The 11,926-nt window shown below is 62.5% G+C and carries 13 protein-coding genes; all 13 read left to right on the forward strand.

Annotation, left to right across the window (positions count from 1 at the left end; translation table 11 throughout):
* Positions 1–6 precede the first annotated feature (6 nt).
* Entirely contained in the window at positions 7–312 is a 306-nt protein-coding gene (locus ACZ5BO_RS09745; protein ID WP_011059979.1) for an STAS domain-containing protein, read from the forward strand.
* 5 nt (positions 313–317) lie between these two features.
* A complete protein-coding gene (locus tag ACZ5BO_RS09750) occupies positions 318–2,024 on the forward strand; it encodes an ATP-binding SpoIIE family protein phosphatase (RefSeq protein ID WP_464699450.1) in 1,707 nt (568 codons plus the stop codon).
* Between the two features lie 30 nt (positions 2,025–2,054).
* Positions 2,055–2,399, forward strand: coding sequence for an Hpt domain-containing protein (locus ACZ5BO_RS09755; RefSeq protein ID WP_025132286.1), 345 nt, complete (start codon positions 2,055–2,057; stop codon positions 2,397–2,399).
* Positions 2,400–2,496: 97 nt separating this feature from the next.
* Positions 2,497–3,897: a flagellar hook-length control protein FliK gene (locus ACZ5BO_RS09760; protein WP_464699453.1), complete on the forward strand. Its 1,401-nt coding sequence runs from the start codon at positions 2,497–2,499 to the stop codon at positions 3,895–3,897.
* 219 nt (positions 3,898–4,116) lie between these two features.
* Positions 4,117–4,617: a flagellar basal body-associated protein FliL gene (gene fliL, locus ACZ5BO_RS09765; protein ID WP_025132288.1), complete on the forward strand. Its 501-nt coding sequence runs from the start codon at positions 4,117–4,119 to the stop codon at positions 4,615–4,617.
* A 9-nt stretch (positions 4,618–4,626) separates the two neighbouring features.
* Complete coding sequence (gene fliM, locus ACZ5BO_RS09770; RefSeq protein ID WP_025132289.1) at positions 4,627–5,595, forward strand: flagellar motor switch protein FliM; 969 nt, start codon at positions 4,627–4,629, stop codon at positions 5,593–5,595.
* A 55-nt stretch (positions 5,596–5,650) separates the two neighbouring features.
* Positions 5,651–6,112: a flagellar motor switch protein FliN gene (gene fliN / locus ACZ5BO_RS09775; RefSeq protein WP_025132290.1), complete on the forward strand. Its 462-nt coding sequence runs from the start codon at positions 5,651–5,653 to the stop codon at positions 6,110–6,112.
* Positions 6,113–6,556 carry a flagellar biosynthetic protein FliO gene (fliO, locus tag ACZ5BO_RS09780; RefSeq protein WP_025132291.1) on the forward strand — a complete coding sequence of 148 codons (444 nt, stop codon included), beginning with the start codon at positions 6,113–6,115 and terminating at the stop codon, positions 6,554–6,556.
* On the forward strand, positions 6,556–7,305 hold the full coding sequence (gene fliP / locus ACZ5BO_RS09785) for a flagellar type III secretion system pore protein FliP (protein ID WP_025132292.1): 750 nt from the start codon (positions 6,556–6,558) through the stop codon (positions 7,303–7,305). The genes fliO and fliP overlap by 1 nt, the downstream gene beginning before the upstream one ends.
* 24 nt (positions 7,306–7,329) lie before the next feature.
* Positions 7,330–7,599 (forward strand): flagellar biosynthesis protein FliQ, encoded by a 270-nt coding sequence (fliQ, locus tag ACZ5BO_RS09790; RefSeq protein WP_011059988.1) that lies wholly within the window; start codon positions 7,330–7,332, stop codon positions 7,597–7,599.
* Between the two features lie 3 nt (positions 7,600–7,602).
* On the forward strand, positions 7,603–8,385 hold the full coding sequence (gene fliR / locus ACZ5BO_RS09795; protein ID WP_025132293.1) for a flagellar biosynthetic protein FliR: 783 nt from the start codon (positions 7,603–7,605) through the stop codon (positions 8,383–8,385).
* A 3-nt stretch (positions 8,386–8,388) separates the two neighbouring features.
* Positions 8,389–9,564: a flagellar biosynthesis protein FlhB gene (flhB, locus tag ACZ5BO_RS09800; protein ID WP_025132294.1), complete on the forward strand. Its 1,176-nt coding sequence runs from the start codon at positions 8,389–8,391 to the stop codon at positions 9,562–9,564.
* Positions 9,565–9,792: 228 nt separating this feature from the next.
* The gene (flhA, locus tag ACZ5BO_RS09805) at positions 9,793–11,922 is read left to right on the forward strand and encodes a flagellar biosynthesis protein FlhA (RefSeq protein WP_025132295.1); all 2,130 of its coding nucleotides are present in this window, start codon (positions 9,793–9,795) and stop codon (positions 11,920–11,922) included.
* Positions 11,923–11,926: the final 4 nt, after the last annotated feature.

Genomic DNA, 11,926 nt, shown 5'->3' on the forward strand with positions numbered 1-11,926 from the left:
AGTCTCATGTCGGTCGTAACAGAAATATCCCCGGACGGGCAGAAGCTCACCATTTCCATCAGGGGGCGTTTTGATTTCGGGCGCCACCAGGAGTTTCGCGAATCCTATGAGCGGCTCAATCGGACGCCGGAGTCCATCGTCGTCGACCTCAAGGAAGCCACCTACCTCGATAGCTCGGCCCTGGGCATGCTGTTGCTGTTGCGGGATCACGCCGGTGGCGACAATGCCGACGTACGGGTGATCAACAGCAATTCGGATGTGCGCAAGATCCTCGCCATCTCCAACTTCGACAAGCTTTTCGACATCAGTTGAGCGGTATGCGCTCGATGGCCGAGTCCCTGTGTGTGCTGATTGCCGAAGATGGCGCGGCAGACCGTTTGCTGCTGTCCAGCATTATCCGCCGCCAGGGGCATCAGGTGCTGGTGGCCAGCAATGGGGCCGAGGCCTTGGCGCTGTTTGCCAGCCAGCGTCCGCATATCGTGTTGATGGACGCGATGATGCCGGTGATGGACGGGTTCGAGGCTGCTCGGCAGATCAAGGTTCTGGCGGGTGAAACCCTGGTGCCGATCATCTTCCTGACGTCCTTGAGTGGAGAAGAGGCTCTGGCCCGCTGCCTCGAGGCCGGCGGCGACGACTTTTTGGCCAAGCCCTACAACCCGGTGGTCCTGGGGGCCAAGATCAATGCCATGGACCGCTTGCGGCGCCTGCAGGAAACGGTGCTGCAGCAGCGTGACCAGATCACCCGCCACCATGATTACCTGCTCAACGAACAGCGGGTGGCCAAGGCGGTCTTCGACAAGGTCGCCCACTCCGGTTGCCTGGATGCGCCGAATATCCGCTACCTGCAATCGCCCTATGCGCTGTTCAATGGCGATCTGTTGCTGGCGGCCTACACCCCGGCGGGCGACATGCATGTGCTGCTGGGAGACTTCACCGGCCACGGCCTGCCGGCGGCGGTGGGGGCCATGCCCCTGGCGGAGGTGTTCTACGGCATGACCGCCAAGGGCTACGGCCTGCCGGAAACCCTGCGGGAGATGAATGCCAAGCTCAAGCGCATTCTGCCGGTGGACATGTTCTGCTGCGCCACCCTGCTGTGCCTGAGCTTCCAGCGCCGGGCGGTAGAGGTGTGGAACGGTGGCATGCCCGAAGGCTATCTGTATCGCCAGGCCAGCGGTGCGCGAACACCCCTGGTGGCTCGCCACTTGCCGCTCGGGGTGCTGACGGGCGAGTCCTTCGAGGACAGCACTGAAGTGTTTCCCATGGCTCCGGGAGATCGGGTGTTCCTTCTGTCGGACGGTGTCATCGATACCTGTAATGCCGAGGAGGAGCTGTTTGGTGTCGAGCGTTTGCAGCAGGTATTTGCCGACAACCGCGAGGAAGACCGGCTGTTCGAAGAGGTTCAACAGGCCCTGGAGGCGTTTGGCGGGCGCGCCAGGGATGATGTGAGTATGGTCGAGGTCAGTCTGCCCGAGTTGCCCAGGCTGGCGCCGCCGGCCCTGGTGTACTCCGACAGCGGCCAGTCCTGTCCGCTGGACTGGTCGGTGAGTTTCGAGTTTCGCGCCGCCACCCTCAAGCGTTTCAACCCCTTGCCATATCTGCTGCAGCTATTGCTCGAGGTGCATGGCCTGCGCTCCCAGAGCGGCGCGTTGTACAGCGTATTGGCCGAACTCTATTCCAATGCCCTGGAGCACGGCGTGCTCAAGCTCGACTCGCGGCTCAAGCGCGATGCCGAGGGGTTTACCCGCTATTATCGCGAGCGCACTGCCAGGCTGGCGCAGTTGCAGGATGGTTTTGTCCGGGTGCATCTGCAGGTGCAGCCTCTGGAGACTGGCGGGCGCCTGGAGGTGCGGGTCGAAGACAGCGGCGAAGGCTTCGACGTCGCTGCGGTCCTGGCCCGGCCCAACGATGCCGGGCGCTTGTCGGGGCGCGGTGTCAGTCTGGTTCGGCAGATGAGCCAGCAAGCGGTCTGGGCCGATGACGGGCGCAGCGTCTGCGTGGAGTTTTCCTGGGAGGCTCCGGCATAATTCGCGGGTTCTTGATCAAGGAGTGAACAAGTGGCTGAGATACATCTGGACCACACCGTGCTCAACGCATTGCAGGAAGTCATGGAGGATGAATACCCGGTCCTGCTGGACACCTTCGTCTGCGATTCCGCGGAGCGGGTGCGCGTGCTGCGCAAGTCCGAGGATGCGCTCCAGCTGGTCGCCACGGCTCATAGCCTCAAGGGCAGCAGCAGCAACATGGGGGCTATTCGCCTGGCCGAGCTCTGTCATCAACTGGAGGTGCGGGCCGCGCAGCCGGCCGGTGATGGCATTCGCCAACTGGTGGGCGAGATCGATGGCGAATTCGCCATTGTCCGGCGCCTGTGCGAGCAGGAACTGCAGCGCTACCATTGCTGAGAAACAATTTTTTATCAGCCGCTTGATAAAGCTGGCTCGACCCTTGCAGTCAAGTCTCGCAACTGTACCTATGATCCCCGTGCAGCGGAGACTGTCCATGGCTGTTACCCCCAATTCGCTCCTTCAGGCCACCGCTCAGGCCAATCCTCAGTCCAAGACTCAGGTGGCACCTGCCAATCCTCTGGCAAGCGTTGCCCAGCCTGGAGACCGGGCGTCCAGCTTTGCGCAGCTCTATGCCAAGGAGTCCCAGAGCGCGCCGCAGAGCAAGCCCCTGACGGTTGCGGACAGCGCCCCCAAGCCGGTGCGCGACAAGAGCGCCGACAACAGTCCGAAGAAGGATGTAGGCAACAATCAGTCTGCCGCGTCGCAGCCAGCGGTTGCCGATAGCGGCAAGACCTTGCCTGCCGACAAGCCCGCCAGCGGTGACAGCAAAACCACCGCCAGCGACGACAGCAAGCCGGCCGACAAGACCCAGGCTGACACTGCTCAAACCGAGACGCCGCCGAGTGATCCGTCACTGGACCCGAGCCTGCTGGTGCAGGTGCCGCCGGCAACCGTGGAGGCCCCGGCGCCGGCTCCCGTGGCGCCCCAGCCTCAGGTCGAGGCTGCGCCGGTGGCGGTGCCGCCGCCGGTGGCGGCTTCCGTGGTGGCAGCCGCGGAGCCGGCCAAGGCCGAGTTCGATCCCGAAGCCGATCCGCTGGATGCCTTGCCTGTCTTGCGCCTGGCGATGGAGCAGGGCGGGCACGTCTCGGCCGCCAGCCAGTCACAGCCCAAGGCGGCGCCGGCGAATGCCGAGGCCGACGGCCAGTTGGCCTCGGTGCAGAACTTCGCCAACGGCATGGCTGGCATGCTGGAGCAGCAGGCCGGCAAGAGCAGCACCGAGCAAGGGGGCGAGAAGGCTTTTGCCGGGTTGGTCGCCGAAGGCTTGAAAGACCTCAAGGGGGCTTCCAGCGATACCCGTGTGGACGACTTCGCCAACCGTCTGGCGGCTTTGACCCAGGCCGCGACGCCGAAGACCGCCAATGCGACGCCGGTCAACCAGCCATTGGCCATGCACCAGAGCGGCTGGACCGACGAAGTGGTCAACCGGGTCATGTACCTGTCGAGCACCAACCTCAAATCGGCCGATATCCAGCTGCAGCCGGCCGAACTCGGGCGCCTGGATATCCGCGTGCACATGATCCCGGACCAGCAGACCCAGGTCACCTTCATGAGCGCCCATGCCGGAGTGCGTGAGGCCCTGGAAGGGCAAATGCACCGCATGCGCGACATGTTCAACCAGCAAGGCCTGGGGCAGGTCGACGTCAACGTTTCCGACCAGTCCCGTGGCTGGCAGGGTCAGGAGCAGGCCCAGCAGGGGCAGAACCGCGGTAGCGGCTCCAGCACCAGTGGCAGTCGCCTGGACGCTGGCGAGGATGAGGTGAGCAACGCCGTGGCGGCAGTGGACGTCCCGGTGCAGACGGTCATCGGTTCCAGCGCTGTCGACTATTACGCCTGATTCGTGGCGGGGGCATGAGCTCCCGGCCGATGTTGCAACGCTGTCCCGGCCCTTCATGGGCCCGGTTCCCTGAGGCAATCCCGAGCGCGCAAGTCGCGGGGTTGCCCCTGTCTGATCCCCCTCTGCCGTTCATCCCTTCATTTCTGACAAATCTGGCATAACACTTGCTCTTGCCTTGCCGTGCGACTGTGAACCCCCGAATAGTGACGGATTATTGGCATGGCGAAGAGCGAAGCAGCAGAAAAACCCACCGCAGGGAAAAGCAAACTCAAGCTTATCCTGTTGATTGTCCTGGCGTTGTTGCTGGCCATCGGCTTGTCGGTCGGTGCCACCTGGTACTTCATGCACAGCGCGCAGAGCAAGCCTGCGGTGACAACGGAAACCGCCAGCAACGTCAAGCCTGCGGCGATTTTCGAGTCCATGGCCCCGGCCTTTGTCACCAATTTCACCCAGAACGGCCGGCCGCGCTACATGCAGGTGAGCATTACCCTGCTGGCACGCAACCAGGCTGACCTGGATGCGCTGAAAGTGCATATGCCGGTCATCCGCAACAACCTGGTGATGCTCTTCTCCGGACAGAGTTTCGAGACCCTGGCGACCCCGGTCGGTCAGGAAATGCTCCGCCAGAAGGCCACCGCCAGCGTCCAGGAAGTGGCGCAGAAAGAGGTGGGCAAAGTGGTCGTCGAGCAGTTGCTCTTTACTAACTTCGTACTGCAGTAGGAACACGACATGGCCGTGCAGGACCTGCTGTCCCAGGATGAGATCGATGCACTGTTGCATGGCGTCGACGACGGTCTGGTACAGACCGAACACGCAGCCGAACCCGGCAGCGTCAAAAGCTACGACCTGACCAGCCAGGATCGCATCGTCCGCGGACGCATGCCGACCCTGGAGATGATCAACGAGCGTTTCGCCCGCTACACCCGGATCAGCATGTTCAACATGCTGCGTCGTTCGGCTGATGTGGCGGTGGGTGGCGTGCAGGTCATGAAATTCGGTGAGTACGTGCACTCGCTGTACGTGCCCACCAGTCTCAACCTGGTGAAGATCAAGCCGCTGCGCGGCACCGCGCTGTTCATTCTCGACGCCAAGCTGGTGTTCAAGCTGGTGGACAACTTCTTTGGCGGCGACGGCCGGCACGCGAAGATCGAAGGGCGTGAATTCACCCCGACCGAACTGCGGGTGGTGCGCATGGTGCTGGAGCAGGCCTTCGTCGATCTGAAAGAAGCCTGGCAGGCAATCATGCCGGTCAACTTCGAGTACATAAACTCCGAAGTGAACCCGGCCATGGCCAACATCGTCGGTCCCAGCGAGGCCATCGTGGTGTCGACCTTCCACATCGAACTCGATGGTGGCGGCGGCGACCTGCACGTGACCATGCCGTACTCGATGATCGAGCCGATCCGCGAAATGCTCGACGCCGGCTTCCAGTCCGACCTGGATGACCAGGATGAGCGCTGGAGCAAGGCATTGCGCGAAGACCTGCTGGACGTGGCGGTGCCACTGAGCGCCACGGTCGCCCGGCGCCAGTTGCGCCTGCGGGACATCCTGCACATGCAGCCGGGGGATGTGATCCCGGTAGAGCTGCCGGAAGACATGATCATGCGGGCCAACGGCGTGCCGTCGTTCAAGGTCAAGCTCGGTTCCCACAAGGGCAACCTGGCACTGCAAGTGATCGAGCCGATCGAGCGTCGCTGAACGGCGCTCCAACCTGTTTGCTGTTCAATGAATTTTTGCCCGTCGAGGACCCAAGATGGCTGACGAAATTAACTCCCAGGACGACCAGGCGCTGGCCGATGAATGGGCTGCTGCGCTGGAAGAGACCGGTGATGCCGGCCAGGCCGATATCGACGCCTTGCTGGCGGCTGACGCCGGTGCCGCGTCAGGCTCCGGGCGCCTGCAGATGGAAGAGTTCGGCAGCGTGCCGAAGAACCACGATCCGGTCACCCTCGACGGTCCCAACCTTGATGTGATCCTCGACATTCCGGTGTCGATCTCCATGGAGGTAGGCAGCACCGATATCAACATCCGCAACCTGCTGCAGCTCAACCAGGGCTCGGTGATCGAGCTGGATCGCCTGGCTGGCGAACCGCTGGACGTGCTGGTCAACGGAACCCTGATCGCCCATGGCGAGGTGGTGGTGGTCAACGAGAAGTTCGGCATTCGCCTGACCGACGTGATCAGCCCCAGCGAACGCATCAAGAAGTTGCGCTAAATGAACCGGCTGCTAGGCATCCTGTTTGGTTTGCCCCTGAGCGCTCTGGCAGCAGAGCCGGTGGCGACCACGACCGTGGCGGCGGCGGTGCCGGCGGCGGGCAGCGTCAGTGGGCAGTTGACTCAGCTGGTGCTGGGGCTGCTGCTGGTGATCGGGCTGATCTTCTTCCTCGCCTGGTTGCTGCGGCGGGTGCAACAGGCCGGCCCTTCCGGCAAGGGCCAGGTGATCGAGCTGATCGGCTCCCGGGCCCTGGGGCCGCGGGATCGCCTGGTGCTGGTGCAGGTCGGTAATGAGCAGATTCTGCTGGGCCTGACTCCTGGCACCATCACCCCGCTGCATGTGCTCAAGGAGCCGGTGCAGGTGCCCAGTAGCGAACAGGCGACGCCCGAATTCGCCCAGCGCCTGATGGAGCTGTTGGGCAAGGACCAGAAGGATAGGAAGTAATGCCGTTGCGCATCCTCTTGACGTTGGCGCTGTTGCTGGTAGCGCCGCTGGCGCTGGCGGCCGACCCGTTGTCGATCCCGGCGATCACCCTTGGCACCAACGCCAGCGGCCAGCAGGAGTACTCGGTCAGCCTGCAGATCCTGCTGATCATGACCGCGCTGAGCTTCATTCCGGCGTTCGTCATGCTGATGACCAGCTTTACCCGGATCATCATCGTCTTCTCGATCCTGCGTCAGGCCCTGGGCCTGCAGCAGACGCCGTCGAACCAGATCCTCACCGGCATGGCATTGTTCCTGACGATGTTCATCATGGCCCCGGTGTTCGACCGGGTGAACCAGGACGCGCTGCAGCCCTACCTGGCGGAAAAGCTCACGGCCCAGGATGCGGTTGCCAAGGCCCAGGTACCGATCAAGGACTTCATGCTGGCGCAGACCCGCAGCAGTGACCTCGAGCTGTTCATGCGCCTGTCCAAGCGGACCGACATCGCCAGCCCCGACCAGGCGCCGCTGACCATCCTGGTGCCGGCCTTCGTGACCTCGGAGCTGAAGACCGCCTTCCAGATCGGCTTCATGATCTTCATTCCGTTCCTGATCATCGACCTGGTCGTGGCCAGTGTGCTGATGGCCATGGGCATGATGATGCTCTCGCCACTGATCATTTCCCTGCCGTTCAAGATCATGCTGTTTGTCCTGGTGGATGGCTGGGCGTTGATCATCGGCACCTTGGCGGGCAGTTTCGGTGGTGTTTAAAACCTTGTTAGCGGGTGATCGACAATGACTCCGGAAGTCGCGGTAGACCTGTTTCGCGAAGCGCTCTGGCTGACGACCATGATGGTTGCCGTACTGGTGGTGCCGAGCCTGCTGGTGGGCCTGATGGTGGCGATGTTCCAGGCTGCCACCCAGATCAACGAACAGACCCTGAGCTTCCTCCCGCGCCTGCTGGTGATGCTGGTGACCCTGATCGTGGCCGGGCCCTGGCTGGTGCAAACCTTCATGGAATACATCCGTCAGTTGTACGGCAGTATTCCGCAGTTGATTGGCTGAGCCATGTCCTTGCTGGCGCTTACCGACACCCAGATCGGTTCCTGGGTGGCGTCCTTCATGTTGCCGCTGTTCCGGGTCGCCTCATTGTTGATGGTGATGCCGATCTTTGGTACCACCCTGGTGCCTCGGCGGGTGCGGCTGTACTTTGCCCTGGCGATTACCGTGGTCATCGCCCCGGGCCTGCCGCCGATGCCCGAGGTGCATGCCCTGGACCTCAGCGGCCTGTTGCTGATCGCTGAGCAGATCCTGATCGGCGCGGTGCTGGGGTTTTCCCTGCAGTTGTTCTTCCAGTCCTTCGTGGTGGCCGGGCAGATCGTGGCGATCCAGATGGGCATGGGCTTCGCGTCCATGGTCGACCCCACCAACGGTGTGTCGGTGGCGGTGATCGGGCAATTCTTCACCATGTTGGTGACTTTGCTGTTCCTGGCCATGAACGGCCACCTGGTGGTCTTCGAGGTGCTCACCGAAAGCTTCACCACCTTGCCGGTGGGCGCAGGCTTGATGGTCAATCACTACTGGGAGCTGGCGGGCAAGCTCGGCTGGGTCCTGGGTGCGGCCCTGCTGCTGGTGCTGCCGGCGATCACGGCCTTGCTGGTGGTCAACATCGCCTTTGGCGTCATGACCCGGGCGGCGCCGCAGCTGAACATCTTCTCCATCGGCTTTCCCCTGACCCTGGTGCTGGGTATGGGCATCGTCTGGATCAGCCTGGCGGACATTCTCAATCAGTATCAGCCGCTGGCCTCCGAGGCCCTGCAGTTTTTACGTGAACTGGCAAAGGCGCGCTGAGCCATGGCAGAGAGCGAGAGCGGCCAGGACAAGACAGAAGAACCCACGGAGAAGCGCAAGAAGGACTCCCGGGAAAAGGGAGAGATTGCCCGCTCCAAAGAGCTCAATACCCTGGCGATCATGCTGGCCGGGGCCGGTGGCCTGCTGATCTATGGCGGTGGCCTGGCTCGGGACCTGCTGGAAATCATGCGCCTGAACTTTTCCCTGCCCCGGGAGGTGCTGCTCAGTCCTGGCGCCATGGGGCTGTACCTGCTGCATTCGGGCAAGATCGCCATCCTGGCGGTGCAGCCAGTACTGCTGACCCTGTTGCTGGCGGCGATCATCGGACCTATTTCCCTCGGAGGCTGGCTGTTCGCGGCCAAGAGCCTGGCCCCCAAGTTCAGTCGGATGAACCCGGCCAACGGACTCAAGCGGATGTTCTCGCCCACTGCGCTGATCGAGCTGCTCAAGGCCCTGGCCAAGTTCGCCCTGGTGCTGTTCGTGGCGCTGTCGGTGCTGTCTTCGGACATTGACGACCTGTTGCGTATCGCCCACGAGCCTCTTGAGTTGGCGATCATTCACAGCATTCAGGTGGTGGGTTGGAGCACTTTGTGGATGGCTTGCGGCCTGATCCTGATTGCCGCGGTGGATGTGCCGGTGCAGTTGTATCAGGCCCACAAGAAACTCTTGATGACCAAGCAGGAGGTACGCGACGAGCACAAGGACCAGGAGGGTCGACCGGAGGTCAAGCAGCGGATTCGCCAACTGCAGCGTGAAATGTCCCAGCGGCGGATGATGGCGGCGATTCCGGAGGCCGACGTGGTCATCACCAACCCGACGCATTTTGCCGTGGCGCTCAAGTATGACGCCGAGAAGGGCGGGGCGCCGGTGCTGCTGGCCAAGGGCAGTGACTTCCTGGCGTTGCAGATTCGCGAAATTGCCGTGGCTCACCAAGTCATGCTGCTGGAGTCGCCGGCCCTGGCGCGCTCGATCTTCTACTCCACCGAGCTTGAGGAAGAGATTCCTGCCGGACTTTACCTGGCGGTGGCCCAGGTGCTGGCCTACGTCTACCAGATCCGCCAACACCGTGCAGGCAAGGGCAAGCGCCCGGACCCGCTCAAGGACCTGCCGATTCCACCGGATCTACGGCGCGATACTTCCGGCAAGCAGTCTTCCTCGGGTCCCATCGAGCCGCTGTAGGGGAGCAGGCAAGGCTCCGCTCGCAGGCGCCCCTTGTCAGAAAAATGGCTAATTGCCATTAGGTGCTCCATCGGCTTTTTCCGTTTGCCGGCAGGCGCGGGTGGGGGAGGTGGATATTCCTGCGAGCCCCTGGTTACCGCGTTCGATTAAAGTTGGAAGGCTTCTTGCAGTAACAGCCCCGTGCCGCTTCAGGCGTCAAAAGTTTGCTTTACGGAACGGGGTAAATCGGTGGATCGCTCTCAGTTAATCAACACGGCTCGCAGTAACCTAGCTGGTCTCGGCCAGGGCAACCTGGGTGTACCGGTGCTGTTGTTGGTCATGCTGGCCATGATGATGTTGCCGGTGCCGCCGTTCCTGCTGGACGTGTTCTTTACCTTCAACATCGCCCTGTCGATCGTGGTCCTGCTGGTCTGCGTCTATGCCCTGCGGCCGTTGGATTTCGCCGTATTCCCGACCATCCTGCTGGTGGCCACGCTGTTGCGACTGGCGCTCAACGTTGCCTCGACCCGGGTGGTGATGCTTCACGGTCAGGACGGCCACGCAGCGGCGGGCAAGGTGATCCAGGCCTTCGGTGAGGTGGTGATCGGCGGTAACTACGTGGTCGGTATCGTGGTCTTCGCGATCCTCATGATCATCAACTTCGTGGTCGTGACCAAAGGTGCCGGGCGTATTTCCGAGGTGAGCGCGCGTTTCACCCTGGACGCCATGCCCGGCAAGCAGATGGCCATCGACGCCGACCTGAACGCCGGGCTGATCGATCAGAACCAGGCCAAGCTGCGCCGTCTGGAAGTGGCCCAGGAGGCCGAGTTCTACGGTTCCATGGACGGTGCCAGCAAGTTCGTTCGCGGTGACGCCATCGCCGGCCTGCTGATTCTGTTCATCAACCTGATCGGCGGCATGGCCGTCGGTATCTTCCAGCACAACATGTCGTTCGGCGATGCAGGCCGGGTCTACGCCCTGCTGACCATCGGTGACGGTTTGGTGGCGCAACTGCCATCGCTGCTGCTCTCTACCGCGGCGGCCATCATGGTGACCCGAGCTTCGGGCTCCGAGGACATGGGCAAGCAGATCAACCGGCAGATGTTCGCCTCGCCCAGGGCGCTGGCGGTCTCTGCAGGCTTGATGGCGGTCATGGGCATTGTGCCGGGCATGCCGCATTTCTCCTTCCTCAGCCTCGCGGCGGTGGCTGGCGGCGCCGCCTACCTGCTGTGGCGCAAGCAAAAAGCGGTCAAGGTCCAGGCCCTGGAAGAAGTCCAGCGCCAGCAGGACCTGTTGCCATCCCCGGCTCGGGCCATGGAAACCAAGGAATTGGGCTGGGACGATGTGACCCCGATCGACATGATCGGCCTGGAAGTCGGCTACCGGCTGATTCCCCTGGTGGACCGCAACCAGGGTGGGCAGTTGCTGGCGCGGATCAAGGGGGTGCGCAAGAAGCTCTCCCAGGACCTGGGTTTCCTCATGCCCACGGTGCATATCCGTGACAACCTGGACCTGGCGCCCAGCGCCTATCGCCTGACGCTGATGGGGGTGATCCTGGCCGAGGCGGAGATCTACCCGGAGCGCGAGTTGGCGATCAATCCGGGGCAGGTCTACGGCCCTCTCAATGGTATTGCCGCCCGAGACCCGGCCTTCGGCCTGGAAGCGGTGTGGATCGAGATCAGTCAGCGGCCCCAGGCGCAGTCTCTGGGGTACACCGTGGTAGATGCCAGTACCGTGGTCGCCACCCACTTGAACCAGATTCTGTACAAGCACTCCAGCGAGCTGATCGGCCACGAAGAAGTCCAGCAACTGATGCAGTTGTTGGCCAAGAGTTCGCCGAAGCTGGCCGAGGAACTGGTGCCGGGCGTGCTGTCGCTGTCGCAATTGCTCAAGGTGCTGCAAGCGCTGCTGGCGGAGCAGGTGCCGGTGCGCGATATTCGCAGTATTGCCGAGGCCATCGCCAACAATGCCGCCAAGAGTCAAGATACTGCCGCTTTGGTTGCCGCGGTGCGCGTTGGATTGTCTCGCGCCATCGTCCAAAGCATTGTAGGGACTGAGTCTGAGCTGCCTGTGATCACCTTGGAGCCAAGGTTGGAACAGATTTTGCTCAGCAGTCTGCAGAAGGCAGGACAAGGCCAGGAAGAAGGCGTTCTGCTGGAGCCAAGCATGGCTGAAAAGCTGCAGCGATCGCTGATCGATGCGGCACAGCGTCAAGAGATGCAAGGTCAACCAGTGATTCTGTTGGTCGCGGGTCCAGTCCGCGCCATGCTCTCGAAGTTCGGCCGTCTCGCCGTTCCCGGGCTGCATGTGCTGGCGTACCAGGAAATTCCCGACAACAAGCAAGTGACCATCGTTGCGACAGTAGGGCCCAACGGCTGAGGTA

It is taken from the genome of Pseudomonas sp. FFPRI_1 (assembly GCF_055384485.1).

Coding starts and splice junctions, on each gene's coding strand:
- ACZ5BO_RS09760 (WP_464699453.1), top strand. CDS start 2,497: ATGGCTGTTACCCCCAATTCGCTCCTTCAGGCCACCGCTCAGGCCAAT.
- ACZ5BO_RS09750 (WP_464699450.1), top strand. CDS start 318: ATGCGCTCGATGGCCGAGTCCCTGTGTGTGCTGATTGCCGAAGATGGC.
- fliQ (WP_011059988.1), top strand. CDS start 7,330: ATGACTCCGGAAGTCGCGGTAGACCTGTTTCGCGAAGCGCTCTGGCTG.
- fliP (WP_025132292.1), top strand. CDS start 6,556: ATGCCGTTGCGCATCCTCTTGACGTTGGCGCTGTTGCTGGTAGCGCCG.
- fliO (WP_025132291.1), top strand. CDS start 6,113: ATGAACCGGCTGCTAGGCATCCTGTTTGGTTTGCCCCTGAGCGCTCTG.
- fliM (WP_025132289.1), top strand. CDS start 4,627: ATGGCCGTGCAGGACCTGCTGTCCCAGGATGAGATCGATGCACTGTTG.
- flhB (WP_025132294.1), top strand. CDS start 8,389: ATGGCAGAGAGCGAGAGCGGCCAGGACAAGACAGAAGAACCCACGGAG.
- ACZ5BO_RS09745 (WP_011059979.1), top strand. CDS start 7: ATGTCGGTCGTAACAGAAATATCCCCGGACGGGCAGAAGCTCACCATT.
- fliL (WP_025132288.1), top strand. CDS start 4,117: ATGGCGAAGAGCGAAGCAGCAGAAAAACCCACCGCAGGGAAAAGCAAA.
- fliN (WP_025132290.1), top strand. CDS start 5,651: ATGGCTGACGAAATTAACTCCCAGGACGACCAGGCGCTGGCCGATGAA.
- fliR (WP_025132293.1), top strand. CDS start 7,603: ATGTCCTTGCTGGCGCTTACCGACACCCAGATCGGTTCCTGGGTGGCG.